The organism is Rubrivirga sp. S365 (assembly GCF_032248475.1).
GTDB lineage: Bacteria > Bacteroidota > Rhodothermia > Rhodothermales > Rubricoccaceae > Rubrivirga > Rubrivirga litoralis.
This window is the reverse complement of sequence record NZ_JAVTTN010000001.1, coordinates 1,303,026-1,319,668: the sequence shown is the minus strand read 5'-3', so window position 1 is coordinate 1,319,668 and position 16,643 is coordinate 1,303,026. Positions and strand designations below refer to the sequence as shown.

Annotated in this window: 9 protein-coding genes; all 9 read right to left on the bottom strand. The window is 72.6% G+C overall.

Annotated elements, in window-relative coordinates; genetic code table 11:
* Nucleotides 1-9: 9 nt before the first annotated feature.
* Nucleotides 10-2,115, bottom strand: a complete 2,106-nt coding sequence (fusA, locus tag RQM47_RS05690) for an elongation factor G (protein ID WP_311663055.1) — start codon at nucleotides 2,113-2,115, stop codon at nucleotides 10-12.
* Between the two features lie 47 nt (nucleotides 2,116-2,162).
* Complete coding sequence (rpsG, locus tag RQM47_RS05685) at nucleotides 2,163-2,636, bottom strand: 30S ribosomal protein S7 (RefSeq protein ID WP_311663056.1); 474 nt, start codon at nucleotides 2,634-2,636, stop codon at nucleotides 2,163-2,165.
* 146 nt (nucleotides 2,637-2,782) lie between these two features.
* Nucleotides 2,783-3,157, bottom strand: coding sequence for a 30S ribosomal protein S12 (gene rpsL / locus RQM47_RS05680; RefSeq protein ID WP_311663057.1), 375 nt, complete (start codon nucleotides 3,155-3,157; stop codon nucleotides 2,783-2,785).
* A 462-nt stretch (nucleotides 3,158-3,619) separates the two neighbouring features.
* Nucleotides 3,620-5,800, bottom strand: a complete 2,181-nt coding sequence (gene ftsH / locus RQM47_RS05675; protein ID WP_409945629.1) for an ATP-dependent zinc metalloprotease FtsH — start codon at nucleotides 5,798-5,800, stop codon at nucleotides 3,620-3,622.
* A 188-nt stretch (nucleotides 5,801-5,988) separates the two neighbouring features.
* The gene (locus tag RQM47_RS05670; protein ID WP_311663058.1) at nucleotides 5,989-9,105 is read right to left on the bottom strand and encodes a tetratricopeptide repeat protein; all 3,117 of its coding nucleotides are present in this window, start codon (nucleotides 9,103-9,105) and stop codon (nucleotides 5,989-5,991) included.
* Between the two features lie 342 nt (nucleotides 9,106-9,447).
* Nucleotides 9,448-10,719, bottom strand: a complete 1,272-nt coding sequence (tyrS, locus tag RQM47_RS05665) for a tyrosine--tRNA ligase (RefSeq protein WP_314007843.1) — start codon at nucleotides 10,717-10,719, stop codon at nucleotides 9,448-9,450.
* 200 nt (nucleotides 10,720-10,919) lie between these two features.
* A complete protein-coding gene (locus RQM47_RS05660) occupies nucleotides 10,920-12,041 on the bottom strand; it encodes a pyridoxal phosphate-dependent aminotransferase (protein WP_311663060.1) in 1,122 nt (373 codons plus the stop codon).
* A 50-nt stretch (nucleotides 12,042-12,091) separates the two neighbouring features.
* Nucleotides 12,092-13,414: a histidinol dehydrogenase gene (hisD, locus tag RQM47_RS05655; RefSeq protein ID WP_409945961.1), complete on the bottom strand. Its 1,323-nt coding sequence runs from the start codon at nucleotides 13,412-13,414 to the stop codon at nucleotides 12,092-12,094.
* A gap of 150 nt (nucleotides 13,415-13,564) precedes the next feature.
* Nucleotides 13,565-16,597 carry an excinuclease ABC subunit UvrA gene (gene uvrA / locus RQM47_RS05650; RefSeq protein ID WP_314007839.1) on the bottom strand — a complete coding sequence of 1,011 codons (3,033 nt, stop codon included), beginning with the start codon at nucleotides 16,595-16,597 and terminating at the stop codon, nucleotides 13,565-13,567.
* Nucleotides 16,598-16,643 lie beyond the last annotated feature (46 nt).

Below are 16,643 nucleotides of genomic sequence, written 5' to 3'. Positions count from 1 at the left end.
CCGCGTGCGCTAAGCCGCGGCGGCCTCCTTGGTGCTGGCCGAGATCTCCTCGGCGATGGACTTCGGCACCTCCTTGTAGTGGTCGAACTGCATCGAGTAGATGGCCCGGCCCTGCGTGTTGCTCCGGAGGTCGGTCGAGTACCCGAACATCTCGCTCAGCGGCACCATCGCGTCGATGACCTGCGCGTCGTTGCGCTGGCCCATGCCGTCGATCTGGCCGCGGCGGCTGTTGAGGTCGCCGATCACCTCGCCCATGTACTCTTCGGGCGTGATGACCTCGACCTTCATGACCGGCTCCATGATGACGGGGCTCGCGCGGCGCGTGGCCTCGCGGAACGCCATGCGCCCGGCGATCTCGAACGAGAGCTGGTCGGAGTCGACGTTGTGGAACTTGCCGTCGTAGAGCCGGGCCTTGATGCCCTCGATGGGATAGCCGGCGAGCGGACCCTGGTCGAGCGCGCTCTCGATCCCCTTCTGGACCGACGAGATAAACTCGCGCGGGATGGACCCGCCCTTGATCTCGTCGATGAACTCGAGGCCGACGCCGCCCTCCTCCATCGGCGAGAACTCGATCTCGACGTGGGCGAACTGGCCGCGGCCGCCCGACTGCTTCTTGTGCGTGTAGGTGTGGTCGACCGACTTGCGGATGGCCTCGCGGTACGACACCTGCGGGGCGCCCACGTTGGCCTCGACCTTGAACTCGCGCTTGAGGCGGTCGACGATGATCTCGAGGTGGAGCTCACCCATGCCCGCGATAAGCGTCTGGCCCGTCTCGTCGTCCGACGACACCTTGAAGGTCGGGTCCTCCTCGGCGAGCTTCTGGAGCCCGACGCCGAGCTTGTCGATGTCGGCCTTCGTCTTGGGCTCGATGGCAATCTTGATCACGGGCTCCGGGAAGTCCATCGCCTCCAGGACGACCGGGTGGTCCGGATCCGTCAGCGTGTCGCCGGTGCGCGTGTCCTTCAAGCCCACGATCGCGCAGATGTCGCCGGCCTTGACCTGGTCGACATCCTCGCGCGTGTTGGCGTGCATGAACAGGAGCCGCCCCGCCCGCTCCTTCTTCTCGGAGGTCGCGTTGAGGAGCGCCTCACCCTTGTTGAGCGTGCCGGAGTAGACGCGCGAGAACGTGATCCGGCCGACGTAGGGGTCGGTCGCGATCTTGAAGGCGATCGCCGCAAACGGACCGTCGGGGTCCGCCTCGCGCGTCACGATGTCCTCGGTCCGCGGCTTGTGGCCGGAGATCGGTGGCACGTCGTTCGGCGACGGGAGGTAGTCGACGACGCCGTCGAGGAGCCGCTGAACGCCCTTGTTCTTGAACGCCGAGCCGCAGAAGACCGGCGTGATGTCCATCGAGATCGTCGCCTTGCGGACGGTGGCCTTGATGTCGTCGACGGGGATGTCCTCGCCTTCGAGGTACATCATGAGGAGCTCGTCGTTGTGCTCGGCGATGGCCTCAAGGAGCGCGATCCGGGCCTTCTTGGCGGTCGGCTTCAGGTCCTCGGGGATCTCGACCTCGTCCCACGTCGCGCCCTGCGTCGTGTCGTCGAACACGATGGCCTTGTTCGCGATGAGGTCGATGACCCCCTGGAACATCTCGCCGTCGCCGATCGGGATCTGGACGGGGACGGCGTTCGCGCCGAGCCGGTCCTTCATCATCTGGACCGCGTTCTCGAAGTTGGCCCCCGTCCGGTCCATCTTGTTGACGAACGCGATGCGCGGCACGTTGTACTTGTTCATCTGCCGCCAGACCGTCTCGGACTGCGGCTCCACCCCGCCCACGGAGCAGAACAGCGCGATCGCGCCGTCGAGCACGCGGAGCGAGCGCTCGACCTCGACCGTGAAGTCGACGTGGCCGGGCGTGTCGATGATGTTGATCCGGTGGTCGTCCCACTCGGCCGTCGTCGCGGCCGACGTGATCGTGATGCCGCGCTCCTTCTCCTGCTCCATCCAGTCCATCGTGGCGCCGCCCTCGTGGACCTCGCCGATCCGGTGGGTTTTGCCGGTGTAGTAGAGGATGCGCTCGGTCGTCGTCGTCTTGCCCGCGTCGATGTGGGCCGAGATCCCGATGTTGCGGGTCTGGTCGAGCGAGAAGGTTTTGCCGGTGAGGTCAGCCATGTCTGGGGGATGCTGGGCGCGCCCGGGCGGGGCGGGGCCGGTGAGAGCTAGCGGTAGCGGGCGAAGTGTGCAAACGCCTTGTTCGCCTCGGCCATGCGGTGCGTGTCGTCCTTCTTCTTAACCGCACCGCCTTCTCCGCGGCTGGCGGCGATGAGCTCGGCGGCGAGCCGGTTGGCCATCGACTTGTCGGCCCGCTGGCGGGCGTACTGGAGCAGCCACCGGAACGCGAGCGACGTGCGCCGCTCGGGGCGGACCTCGATGGGCACCTGGTAGGTGGCGCCGCCGACGCGGCGGCTGCGGACCTCGACGAGCGGGGCGGCGTTCGTGAGCGCCTTGCGGAACACCTCGACGCCGGGCTCGCCGGTCCGGTCCTCGATCAGGTCGAACGACCCGTAGACGAGGCCCTGGGCCACGGACTTTTTGCCGTCGCGCATGACGGCGGCCACGAACTTGGCGACGGTGACGTCGCCGTAGATCGGGTCGGGGATCGGGATCCGCTTGTCGGCTTGCTTTCTACGCATGGGGAGTCAGAAATGCAGGAGCAGGGGCGGGGCGGCCAGACACGGCGGCCCCGGCGATGCGGGGGCGGGGCGGGGCGGCGAGAGGCCGCGCCCAGGGGCGAGACGTGACGGGCGGGGCGGCCTGTCCGAGGCGCCCCGACGGCCGCCTACGCCTTCGGCTTCTTGGCGCCGTACTTCGAGCGGCTCTTGCGACGGTCGGCGACGCCGGCCGTGTCGAGCGCGCCGCGCACGATGTGGTACTTGACGCCCGGGAGGTCCTTGGCACCGCCGCCGCGGACGAGGACGATCGAGTGCTCCTGGAGGTTGTGACCCTCGCCGGGGATGTAGGCGATGACCTCGTACCCGTTCGTGAGCCGGACCTTGGCCACCTTGCGGAGGGCCGAGTTCGGCTTTTTCGGGGTCGTCGTGTAGACGCGCGTGCAGACGCCGCGGCGCTGCGGGTTGCCCTGGAGAGCAATCGACCCGGAGGTCTTGCGCTTCGGGGTCCGTCCCTTGCGGACGAGCTGGTTGATCGTAGGCACTGCGGTGCGGCGTGTTCGTGGTCGGGGGCGCGGCTGCGGTGCCGGCGCGGTCGGACAACCTACTCATTTGGCACGGCCACCTGCAACGCAGGACCACTCCGCCCGGGCTCCAGAAGCGCGCGACAGGCCCGGAAACGCGCCAAGCTTGCATGAACAAGTTTATGTGGTCTAAACCAGTAGACCGCGTTTCTCATTTCCTCCACCCCGCCCACCTGTGCGCGGGCGGGGTGGAGATGGGAGCTGCGGCGGTGGTCCGCTTCCCGGCGGGCTTCCACGGCCGCGACGACCTCGCGGGTACAAGCCAACACCTCCGCGGCTAGCGCTTCGACATCATCCCACCCCGCCCTGTCCAGCGTGTGGAGCGGGAGCCGGGCTAGCGTCTCGGACGAGAACCCAAAGAGGAAGTGCGCCGGCTCTCCAGCGCCTGGGCGCCTCGGACTTCGGCAGCCGCAGACGGAGCGATCACACCTGCGGCGGCCGCCCCGCCCCGCCCACGGGGCCGGGCTCCTGCGAGGCGCCGTCGCCCCCCGTCTCCGCCCCGCCCATGCGCGGCGACGGGCCGAGCGGGGTGGGCGCGTCCGAGAGGCCGTCGCCCTCGCCCGCGAGCGGGGCGGCCGGACCGTCCGGGGGCGCGTTGACCGGCTCGCCCTCGGCCGTCACGCCGGGCTCGTGCTCCGGCCGCTTGTACGGCCGCGGCCCGAGCACCTCGCGGAGGTCGTTCTCATTGAGCACCTCCTTTTCGAGGAGCGCCTGCGCGAGCTGCTCCAGCTTGTCCATCCGCTCGGTGAGCACCTCGCGCGTCTGCTGGCGGACGTCGCCGATGATCCGCTTGACCTCCAGGTCGATCTTCCGGGCCGTCTCGTCCGAGTACGGCTTGTCGAACTGGGGCTGGTCGGTCTTGCCCGAGAGGTTGAACGAGACGTAGCCGATCTCCTCCGACATCCCGTAGTCCACGACCATGGCGTAGGCCATCATCGTGATCTTCTCCAGGTCGTTCTGGGCGCCCGTCGTGATGCGGCCGAAGATGAGCTCCTCGGCCACGCGCCCGCCCATCGTCATCACCATGCGGTCGACGAGCGCCTCGGTCGTGTACAGGTAGCGCTCCTCGGGAAGCGACTGCGCGTAGCCCAGCGCGGCCATCCCGCGCGGGACGATCGACACCTTGACCACGGGGTCGGTGAACTCGCGGAACCACCCCGCCACGGCGTGGCCGGCCTCGTGGTAGGCGACGATCTCCTTTTCCTCGGGGCTGATGAGCTTGTTCTTTTTCTCCAACCCGCCGATCACGCGATCGATCGCGCGCTCGAAGTCGATCATCTCGATCGCGTCCTTGCCGTCGCGGGCGGCCAGGAGGGCCGCCTCGTTGCAGACGTTGGCGATCTCGGCGCCGGCAAAGCCGGGCGTCTGGCCGGCCAGGAGGTCCGTGTCGAGGTCCGGGGCGAGCGTGAGGTTCGCGGTGTGGACCTTGAAGATGGCCGCCCGCTCGCGGCGGTCGGGGCGGTCGATGAGGATCTGGCGGTCGAACCGGCCGGGCCGAAGGAGGGCCGAGTCCAGCGTGTCGGGCCGGTTGGTGGCCGCCATCAGGATGACGCCCTTGTCCGTGTTGAACCCGTCCATCTCGACGAGCAGCTGGTTGAGCGTGTTTTCGCGCTCGTCGTTGCCGCCCATGATCGCGCCCCGCCCACGGCTGCGGCCGACGGCGTCGATCTCGTCGATAAAGATGATGCACGGCGCCTTCTCCTTGGCCTGCTTGAACAGGTCGCGCACGCGGGCCGCGCCCACGCCGACGAACATCTCGACGAAGTCGGAGCCCGAGAGCGAGAAGAACGGGACCTGCGCCTCGCCGGCCACGGCCTTGGCGAGCAGCGTCTTGCCCGTCCCCGGGGGGCCGACGAGGAGAACGCCCTTGGGGAGCTTGCCGCCCAGCTTCGTGAACCGCTGCGGGTTCTTGAGGAACTGGACCACCTCCTCGACCTCCTCCTTGGCCTCGTCCAAGCCGGCTACGTCGGCGAACGTGATGGGGGCGCCCTCGGTCTGGTCGAAGAGCGTCGCCTTGTTTTTGCCGATGTTCAGGACCTGCTGGCCCGGCCCGCCCATGCGGCGCAGGATGAAGATCCAGAACACGGCGAGCAGGCCCAGCAGGAGCACCCACGAGAGGATGCCGCTCCACACGCTCGACGTGTAGTCGGCCGTGAACTCGATAGGCGTCTCGCCGGCGGCCACCCGCTGCTCGTTGATGGTCTGGACGAACTCCGTCAGGTCGTGGTCGGCCGGCTTCGTGGTGCGGAAGCGGCGGCCGGCGTCGGCGTCGGCCGTGCGGCCGAACGAGGGCTCGGGCGCGGCGACCTCGACGCGTCCCGCCTCGACGGCCTCTTCGGTGTAGGCGCCGCGGATGTCGGTTCGGTCCTGGACCTCGAACGAGGCGATGTCGCCCTCCTGGAGCTCCTCCAGGAACGCCGAGTACTCGACCTCGGACGACGCCGCCCCGCCCGAGAGGAACGTCTGGACGGCGAGGAGGAGGAGCGCGACCAGGACGAACAGGTAGAACGTCCCCAGCGACAGCTTGGGCTTTTTGTTCTTGTCGTTCTTGCGGCCGGACTGTCCGTCGCGGGGGTTGCCGGGCTTGGGGGTCGGCGTGGCCATGAAGCGGGTGGGGGAGGCGCCCGCGTCGGGGGGCGCGTGGGACGCTCGACGGCCCCTGGCGCGGCGTCGGAGTCCAAGGCAAAGGCTAGGCCGTACCCGGCCTATAGGGGGAGGTTCCGGCAGCCGGCGCGGGTCCAGGAGCCCTGCCACAGGCCCGGCGCGTGCCGGCGCCGTCCTGTAACGCGGAGCTAGGGGCGCAAGTCTCCCGCCCCGCCCTCGTCCCGTGGAACGACCGAGAAGTCGTCCAGCTCGACGACCTCGGCCCCCTCCTGCGCCCACGGCGGGAGCGCGTCGCGCGCGGCCTCGGCCGCCCCGGCGGTCTCGAACTGGCCGACGACCACATAAAAGGCGTCGCCGTCGGTGACGGTGGCGGCGCGGAAGCCGCCGCGCCTCAGCCCGCGCTCCAAAGCCGCGCCCTCCGTCGCGACGGAGAGCGTGCGGAGTCGGAGCGCCACCCCGCCCGCCGCCGGGTCGATGGGCGCCGTCCCCCGCAGTTCGGGCAGTGCCTCGCCGGCGTCCTCGGGCGGGGAGGCGTCCGTCGGCTCCTCGTCCGCGACAGGCTCCTCGTCCTCGAAGGGCTCTACCGCCGGCGCGCCGTCCACGGCGGCGGGCGGGGCGGCGGCGGGGAGCGGACCGGCGGGCGGATCGCCCGCGGGCGGGGCGGACAGCGCGTCCTGCATGGCCTGGGCGCGCTCGGCGTAGACGGTCCGCGGGTAGAGCGCGACGATGGCGCGAAGGTGGTCGCGGAGCGTGAACGAGGAGCCGGATGGGTCCACCCCGCCCCGCCCGCTGCCCACGGGGGGCGGGGCGGGGACGATCGCGGGCGGGGCGGTGTCCCGTGGGCGCTCGGCGGGCGGCGCGAGCGGCTCGGGCACGGTGAGCGAGTCGGCGGCCCGGCGCTGCGGGCGGAGCCGGGCTTCGGGCTCCTCTCCGCCCACGGGCGCGGGCGCCTCGGCAACGGCGGGAATGTCGGCGAACGGGCGCTCCTCGTCGGCCGGGTCCGGCTCGTCCTCGAATCCGGGCTCCGGCTCGAAGCTTGATCTGTCGTTGTCCTCTCGCTCGTCCTCGAACGGGGCGGGGCGGGGCGGGGCATCCGGCGCGCGCGGCGCGCGGCGGAGGACGGGCGAGACGAGGTCAGCCGGGAGCGGGCCGGTGAGAAGGGCGGCGTCGCCGTCGGCCCAGGTGGCGATGGCGGCGGCGGCGGCGAGGTAGGCCCGGGCCGCCGAGGCGCTATCCGGGTCGGCGTCGGCGAGGGCGACGAACGCAGCGGCCGCCTCGCGCGGCGCCCCGTCCCGCCACTGCGCCCGGGCCGCGTCGTAGGCGGCCGACGTCTCGGCGGCCGTCCGCAGCGTGGGGGCGGGGCGGTCGTCCTCCAGGCCCAGCCGCACGCGCGAGGCGCGCGCCAAGTCCGACGTCGGGGCGGCGGCGATGACCTCCTCGTAGAGCGGCCGGGCCGCGTCCTCCCGCCCCGCCCCCCGCTCGATCTCGGCGAGCGCGTACCGGGCGCGGACGGCCGTGGGGAGGTCGGGCGTCTCGGTGAGGATGGCGCGGTACAGCGCCGCGGCGGTGTCGGCGCGACCGGCCGAGAGGAAAAAGGCGTTGGCGAGCTCGTAGCGGAGCTGGGCCAGCTCGGTGTTGAGCTCCTGGAGCTTTGCGAGCGTCCGCGGAACGCGCGCGATGTCGAGCGGCGGCGGCCCCTGCCCCAGCGTCGTCCGCGGCCCGGCGATGTTGTCGGCGACGCCGCCGACGTCGGACGCGAGCGCCGTCGCGCGGACGTCGGACAGGCGGCGCCAGTTGGGGACGAGCGGGCGGCTCCCCCACCGCTGCTCGAAGGCGACGAGGCCGGCCTGGATCGTGCCCGGGTTCCGGTAGGAGAGGAACCCGACGTCCGCCCCGCCCACCGGCGCCTGCGCGACCGCGGGGCCTCCGGGGGAGTCGCCCTCGAAGCGGGTGCCCTCGCCCGAAAACGCCTGGGCTGCCCGCTCCGCTTCGAGCCGCCGCTGCTGGTCCTGGAACACGCGGAGGCGTTCGGCCTCGATGGACTCGATGCGGGCGGCGAACGCGTCGTCGGAGAGGGCGCCGAGGGCCAGGAGAGAATCCGCCTCGCTCACGCGGCGGGCCGTTTCGGCGAGCGCCGCGTAGGTCCGCGCCTGCTGGCCGATCCCGACCACGGCCGCCCGCGACGGTCGGACCTCGAGGGGCGGCTCGCGGAGGGCCGTCGCCGCCGTGTCGAAGTGAGCCGAGGCGCGGACGTAGTCGTCGAGCGCGTCGCGATAGAACTCTCCCAGCCGGTAGTGCGCCTCGCCGCGGACGCGCTGCCCGTCGAGGTCGGGGTCGTAGAGGACGTCGCGGAACCGGGCCTCGGCCGCCGCCGTGCGGCCCGCCGCCGCGAGCAGCCGGGCGCGGACGAGGGCGAGCTCGCCCCGGCGCTCGTAGAACTTGTCGTCCCCCTCCATGCGGTCGACCAGGGCGAGCGCCTCGTCGGTCTTTCCGGCGTCGAGGCCCACGACGAGCGCGCGGCTCACGGCCGCCGCGTAGCCCAGCTCGAACGCGGGCTGCTGGTCGAGGGCCGCCGTGTACGCCTCGGCCGCTCGGTCGTACCGCTCCGCGTACTCCTCGACCTGCCCGAGGAGGACGTAGGCCCGCGCGGCGAGGTCGCCGTCGTCGACCTCGGCCGCCCCCTCGCGGAGCACCTCGGCGGCCTCGTCCCACCGCCCCGCCAGCGCGTACAGCTCGCCCAGCGCGAGCCGCATCCGCGGGCGCCACCGGCGGTCGACGTCGTCGCGGGCCAGCCCGTCCTGGAGCACGGCCACGCCCTCGTCGTAGCGCTCGGTCGCCGCGTAGGTCCGCCCGAGCCAGAACTGGGCCTCGTCGCCCAGCCGGCGGTCGCCGGTCGCCTGCGCGGCGGCGGCCGTCTCCTCGAACTTCTGCTCGGCCCCGGCAAAGTTGCGCTGGTAGAAGTACGCCTTCCCGATGACGAGGAGCGCGTCGTCGGCCCACTTCGACGTGGGCCGGTCGCGGAGCAGGTCGGCGCTCTTCTCGACGGCGTCCTCGAACGGCCCGCCGCCCGCCCCGCCCGCGGCCACGACGGGGAACACGCGGAGCAGCTCGGTGCGGTCGACGACCGCGGCGTCGTTTTGGAGCGCCTCCTCCCCCTCCTCCAGGCTCCGCGAGGCGTTGTAGTACGTGTTGTAGAACGCCCGGAAGTTGTTGTAGCGGTTGCCCAGGGCCGTCCCCGGCCGGCACCCGGGGGCGGCGAGGAGCACGCCCGCGAGGGCAATGACGGCGAGGGCGGGGCGGCGCACGGTCCGGGGCGGCTAGAGGAGTCTCAACGCGGCAGGCCGCTCATGCAGAACCGGGGGCGGGGCGGCCAGGATACGGCCCGGCCTCGGGCGGGGCCGGTCAAACGGGACCGCCCCGCCCGGGCGTGTGCCGAGCGGGCAGCGGCGCCACCCCGCCCACGCCGAGGGCGGGGCGGCTGCCGTAGCGGCGTTGCATGCAACGCCGTCGGGCGGTGCCGTCAGGTGACGCGCGGCCGTAGGGACGACCGCCGGTCGCCCACGTGGGCGGGGCGACGCCGGGCGGGGTGGCGCGGGGCGGCGGCGACAGACCACCCCGCCCCCGACGGCCCGCGCGCCCGCCCCGCCCTACCGCTCCAGGCGAACGAGCGCGTACGACTTTTTCCCCTTCCGCAGCACGACGACCGCCCCGCCCACGGCGTCGGACGCGGTCACGGCGGCGGCGGCCTCGACCGGCTCGTCGTTCACGCGGAGGCCGCCGCCGCGCGCGAGCCGCTTGGCCTCGCCCTTCGAGGCCGCCAACCCGGCCTCGACGAACAGGTCCACGACCGGGACGCCGTCGCCCTCGAACCGGGCGGCCGGGAGCGCGACCGACGGGGCCTCCTCGAACACCTCGCCCAGCGTCTTCGCGTCGAGCGACGTGAGGTCGCCGTCGCCGAACAGGACGCGGCCCGCCCGCTCGGCGGCGTCGGCGGCGTCGGCGCCGTGGACCATCGTGGTCACCTCGCGGGCGAGGGCGCGCTGGGCGGGGCGGGCACGGGGGGCTGCCTCGGCCTCAGCCGCGAGCGCCTCGACCTCGTCCGGGCCGAGCCACGTGAACGCCTTGAGGTAGCCGACCGCGTCGCGATCGTCGGTGTTCAGCCAGAACTGGTAGAACTGGTACGGCGACGTCCGCTCCGGGTCGAGCCAGACTGCCCCGCCCTCGGTCTTCCCAAACTTGGTCCCGGCCGCGTTCGTCACGAGCGGCATCACGAGCCCGTGCCCCTGCCCGCCCGCCGCGCGGCGGATGAGGTCGGCGCCGGCCGTGATGTTGCCCCACTGGTCGGAGCCCCCGATCTGGACCGTCACGCCGTCGCGCTGGTACTGGACGAGAAAGTCGTAGGCCTGGAGGAGTTGGTAGCTGAACTCAGTAAACGACAGGCCCTGCTCGCTTTCCAGCCGGCTCCGCACGGACTCCTTCGCCGTCATGGCGTTGACCGTGAAGTGCTTGCCCACGTCGCGGAGGAAGTCGAGCAGCCCCGCCCCGCCCAGCCAGTCCAGGTTGTTCGCCATCCGCGCCGCGTTCGGGCCGTCGAAGTCGAGGAACCGTTCGAGCTGGCCGCGGATGCCGGCGGCGTTGGCCTCGACGTCGTCGCGCGTCTGGAGCGTCCGCTCGGCGCGCTTGCCCGAGGGGTCGCCGATGAGGCCGGTCCCGCCGCCGACGAGGGCGACCGGCCGGTGCCCCGCCTGCTGGAGCCGCGCGAGCCCCAGGGCCGGCAGGAGGTGCCCGACGTGGAGGCTGTCGGCCGTCGGGTCGAACCCGCAGTAGGCCGTCCGCACGCCGCCGGCGAGGTGGTCGGCGAGGTCCGGCGTCTGGTCGTAGAGCAGGCCGCGCCAGGCGAGGTCGTCGAGAAGGGTCATGGGGAACGATGAATGATGAACGCTGAACGATGAAAGGACGGGGCCGACCGCCCCGCCCGGCGGGACCGGGTGCGTCGGGGCGACCGGCGGGCGTCCGATCCTTTCACGCGGGCGGGGCGGCCGCGTGTGCGGGCGGGGTGGTAGACCGGGACGAACGCGCCGCCCCGCCCACGGCGAGTGGGCTCGTCAGCTTGTGCCCGTCACGCGTCGCCCGCGGCCACGCCCTCGGCCTCCAGGACGGCGGCGAGGGCGTCCTGGAACGCCCGGTTCTCGCTAGCGGTGCCGACCGACGCGCGCGCCCAGCCGGGGCGCCCGTCGCGGCCCGCGAGGGCGGGGTAGCCCGTCACGTTGCGGACGAGCACGCCCCGCTCGGCCATCCGCGCGATGAGGTCGGGGACGGCGAGCGGCGTGCGGAAGAGGAAAAAGTTGGCGGCGCCCGGGAGCACCTCGACGCCGTCGAGCCGCCCCGCCCACGCCTCCAGGCGCGCGCGCTCGGCCTTCATCTCGGCCACGCGCTCGGCCACGAGGTCGGCGTGGTCGAGGGCGGCCAGGCCGATCGCCTCGCCCAGACGGTCGATGAGGAACGGCACGCGGGACTTCTCGATCTCGGCGATAAGGGCGGGGTGGCCCGCCATCATGCCCAGGCGGACGCCCGCGAGCCCGAGCGCCTTCGAGAACGTCCGCAGGACGAGCACGTTGGCGTGGTCCTTCAGCAGGTCGGTGGCCGTCGGGCCGTCGAGGAACTCGTGGTACGCCTCGTCGATGACGAGCACGCCGGGGACGCCGGCTGCCAGCCGCTCCAGGTCGGCGTGGGCGATCGCCTGCCCCGTCGGGTTGTTCGGCGTGGTCACGACCGTGAGCGGGGCGGACGTCCGCTGCGCGGCCTCCAGGATGGCGTCCGGGTCGTGCCGCAGGTCCGGGCCGGCGGGGACGTCCACGATGTCGGCCGCGTGCATCCGGGCGACGCTCGCGTAGAGCGCGAACATCGGGCTTGGGAGCACGACCGGCGTCCCGCGGTCGAGGAAGCACAGGGCCAGCGTCTGCGCGAGCTCGTTCGATCCCCGCCCGACGATGACGCTGCCCTCGGGGAGCCCGTTCTGCGCCTCCAGCGCCGCGACCAGCCGGTGCGGCCGGTCGTCGGGGTAGCGGTTCCACGGCGACTCGCCAAAGTGGTCGAGCGCGGCCCGCTTCATCTCGTCGGGGAGGTCGTACGGGCTCTCGTTCTGGTCCAGCTTGGCCGCCGCCTCTACGGTCGTGGGCACGCGGTACACCGTCTCGGCACGGACGGCGGGGCGGACGAGATCAACGGGCGGGGTGGGCATCGGGGTGGGGGTACAGGGTGCGGGGTACCGGGTACAGGTGGAGAGTGGCGCTACGCTTCGGCGGCCGTACCTCGTACCTCGTACCCCGTACCTGGATCGAGCCGCAAGCGAACGGCGAGGGCGTGGGCGTCGAGCCCTTCGGCTTCGGCGAGGCGGGCGATGGCCTCGCCGGTCTGCGCCAGGCGCGCGGCCGAGTAGCGGAGCACGGACTGCCGGCGCAGGAACACGCCCACGCCGAGCGCCGACGCGAACCGGGCCGTGCCGCCGGTCGGGAGCACGTGGTTGGGGCCGGCGAAGTAGTCGCCGACGGGCTCGGGCGAGTGCGGGCCGAGAAAGACGGCGCCGGCGTGCCGGACCTGCGCCCACAGCGCCTCGGCGTCGTCCGACAGGATGACGAGGTGCTCCGGCGCCAGCTCGTCGACGCACGCGACGGCCTCGTCCATCGTCTCGGTCACGATCGCGGCGCCGTAGGCCGGGACGGACTCGCGGAGCACGTAGGCGCGGGGGAGCGTGGGGACGAGGCGTTCGACCTCGGCCTGGACCGCCTCGGCGAGCGACAGGGACGGCGTGACGAGGACGGCGCTCGCGCGGCCGTCGTGCTCGGCCTGCGCGAGCAGGTCGGCCGCCGCGAACGTCGGGTCCGCGTCGGCGTCGGCCAGCACGACGACCTCGGAGGGGCCGGCGACCGAGTCGATCCCGACCTGCCCGACGACGAGCTTTTTGGCCGTCGCCACATATGCGTTGCCCGGCCCCACGACCACGTCGACGCGCGGGACCGTCTCGGTCCCGAACGCGAGCGCGGCGACGGCCTGCGCCCCGCCCACGGCGTAGACGTGCTCGACGCCGAGGAGCCGCGCCGTCGCCATCACGAGCGGGTGCGGCCGCCCGTCCGGCCCCGGCGGGCTGCACAGGTGGAGCTCGCCGACGCCGGCCACGAGCGCGGGCACGGCGTTCATGACCACGCTCGACGGGAGCGGGGCGGTCCCGGCCGGCACGTAGAGCCCGGCGCGGTCGACCGGCATCACGCGCTGGCCGTACGCCACGCCGTCGCCGTCGTCGCGCATCCACGACGCCGGCATCTCGGCCTCGTGGAACCGGCGGACGTTCGCGGCGGCCGCCTCCAGCGTCTCGCGCAAGCCGGCGTCGAGCGCGTCGAGCGCTGCGTCCAGCTCGTCCGCCGTCGCCTTGAGCGGGGCGGGGCGGACGCCGTCGAACCGCTCGGTCAGGTCCAGGAGCGCCGCGTCGCCCCGCCCGCGCACGTCGTCGAGGATCGCGCGGACGGCGGCCTCGACGGCGTCGTCGAACACGGCGCGCCGGTCGAGCACGGCCGCGAGGCGGTCGCGGCGCTCGGCGTAGGGGACGATCGGGAGCAACGGCATCGAACGAACCTACCGCCCCGCCTGCGGGCGGGGCGCGAGGAGATCGAGGAGAGGGCCGCCACCCCGCCCCGCCCAGACTGCGAGTGGGGCGGTGCGGGCGGGGTGGTCTTGGGCGGGCGGGGCGGTCTCGGGCGCGTCTGCCCGCTACGCCTCCTCCGCCTCCGGCTCGTCCTCCTCTACGTCGTCCGTGTCGTCGTCGTCGTCGCCACTCACGAGCGCGTCGAGGTCGATGGGGCGCACGTCGAGGCCCGCCCCGCCCGCGCGTGCGAGCTCCTCGGCGAGGAACGGGGCCGTTGGGCTGTCGGCGTCCGCGAGCCCTTCGGGCGGACCGGCGTAGAGCAGGTGGCCGCCGCCCGCCCCGCCCTCCGGCCCCAGGTCGAGGACCCAGTCGGCCTGCTTGGCCACGTCCATGTTGTGCTCGATGACGAGGACCGTGTTGCCCTTGTCGACGAGCGCCTGGAGCACGATGAGCAGGTGGCGGACGTCCTCGAAGTGGAGGCCCGTCGTGGGCTCGTCGAGGATGTAGAGCGTCTGGCCCGTGCCCGGCCGCGAGAGCTCCTTCGACAGCTTGATCCGCTGCGCCTCCCCGCCCGAGAGCGTCGTCGCCTGCTGGCCGAGCCGGATGTAGCCCAGGCCGACGGCGTCGAGCGTGCGGAGCTTGCGCGCGATGCGCGGCACGGCGCCCAGGAACGCCAGCGCCTCCGACACCGGCATGTCCAGCACTTCGGCGATGTTCTTGCCCTTGTAGCGGACGGCCAGCGTCTCGGCGTTGTAGCGCTGCCCCTTGCACGTCTCGCACTCGACGTAGACGTCGGGGAGGAAGTTCATCTCCAGCTTCACGATGCCGGCCCCCTTGCACGTCTCGCACCGCCCGCCCTTGACGTTGAACGAGAACCGGCCCGGCTTGTAGCCGCGAATCTCGGACTCGGGCAGCCGCGCGAACAGGTCGCGGATGAGCGTGAACAGGCCCGTGTAGGTCGCCGGGTTCGACCGTGGCGTGCGCCCGATCGGGCTCTGGTCGATGACGATCGTCTTGTCCAGGTGCTCCAGGCCCTCGATCTCGCGGTACGGGAGCGGGACGGCCGTCGCGTTGTGGAAGTGCGACGAGAGGATCGGGGCGAGCGTTTGGTTCACGAGCGACGACTTGCCCGAGCCGCTCACGCCCGTGACCACGGTCAGCGTGCCGAGCGGGACCTCGACGGTCACGTCTTTGAGGTTGTGGCCGCGCGCGCCCTCCAGCCGCAGCACGTTGCCCGTCCCCTTCCGGCGCTCGTCGGGCGCCGGCGTGGGCACGGCGCGGAGGCCGGAGAGGTAGGCCGTCGTGAGCGACGCGGGCGGGGCGCCGTCGCCCGACACGTCGGCGATCTGGGACGGCGGGCCGGCCGCGAGCAGCTTCCCGCCGTACTCCCCAGCGCCCGGCCCGAGATCAACGACAAAATCGGCCGCCTCGATCATCTCGCGGTCGTGCTCGACCACGAGGACCGAGTTGCCCAGGTCGCGGAGCGCCGTCAGCGACGCGATGAGCTTGGCGTTGTCGCGCGGGTGGAGCCCGATGGACGGCTCGTCGAGCACGTAGAGCACGCCCGTCAGCTGCGTCCCGATCTGGGTCGCCAGCCGGATCCGCTGCGACTCCCCGCCCGAGAGCGTGCGGGCGGGGCGGTCGAGCGTGAGGTAGTCCAGGCCGACGTTGAGGAGGAAGTCCAGGCGCTCGCAGATCTCCTTGACGACCGGCCCGCCGATCGTCTCCTGCCGGCCCTCCAGCTCCAGACCCTCGAACCACGCGCGGAGCGCGCGGAGGTCGAGCTGCACGAGGTCCGCGATGCTCTGGTCGCCCTCGTAGGTGTGCGTGTTGCCGATCCGGTAGCTCAGCGACTCCGGCTTGAGGCGGCCGCCGCCGCAGACGCCGCACGGGAGGAGCCGCATGAACGCCTCGGCCCACTGGCGCTGCGTCTTCGATGAGGCGTTGTCCAGCGTGTGCTGGACGTGCCCGTAGACGCCGCCGTAGCGGTGCTGGTAGACGACCTCGCGGCCCTTGTACTTGTAGGCGATGTCGAACTGCTCGTCGCCCGCCCCGCCCAGGAGCACGCCGCGCTGGGCGTCGGTGAGGTCGCGGACGGGCGTCTCGAAGTCGAACCCGTAGACCTCGGCGACGGCGCGGAGCTGGCTAAAGACCCAGACGTCCTTGGGCTTGCCCAGCGCCGCCACCCCGCCCTGAGCGATGGTTTTGGCGTCGTCGGGGACCACGAGGCCGGGGTCGATCTCTTTGCGCACGCCCAACCCGTTGCACGCCGGGCACGCGCCGTAGGGGCTGTTGAAGCTGAACGTGTTGGGCGAGGGGTCCTCGTAGCTCAACCCGTCCTCGGGGGCCGTGAGGTGGCGCGAGAACAGGACGTCGCCGGGCTCGACTACCACCCCGCCCGCAGCCGCCCCGCCCCCGCCGTCCGCGGGCGGGGCGGGCACGCGGTCGACCTGGGCGATGAGCGTGCCGCCGCCCATGCCGAGCGCGATCTCGGCCGCCTGCGCCACGCGCGGCCGGATGCCGTCTTTGACGACGAGCCGGTCGACGACGACCTCGACGTCGTGGATCGCGTAGCGGTCGAGCTGCATCCCCTTCTCGATCTCGCGGACCTCGCCGTCGGCGCGGACGCGCGAGAACCCCTGCTTGGCGACCTGCTCGAACAGGTCGCGGTAGTGCCCTTTTCGCCCGCGCACGACCGGCGCCAGGATCTGCACGCGCGTGCCCTCGGGGAAGGCGGCGATGGCGTCGATGATCTCGTCGTCCGACTGCCGCCGCATGGGCCGGCCCGACTTGTACGAGTACGCCTCGGCGGCGCGGGCGTAGAGGAGCCGGAGAAAGTCGTAGATCTCCGTCACCGTGCCGACCGTCGAGCGCGGGTTGCGGCTCACGGTCTTCTGCTCGATGGCGATGACCGGCGAGAGCCCGTCGATAAAGTCGACGTCCGGCCGCTCCATGACGCCCAGGAACTGGCGCGCGTAGCTGGAGAGCGACTCCATGTAGCGCCGCTGGCCCTCGGCGTAGATCGTGTCGAACGCGAGCGACGACTTGCCGCTCCCCGACAGGCCGGTCACGACCACGAGCTCGTTGCGGGGGATGTCGAGGTCGACGCCTTGGAGGTTGTGCTCGCGGGCGCCGCGAATCAGGATGCTATCGTCCACGGGGTTGAGCTGGGCCAGATCGGGGGCTACACGCCGCCCTACCCTG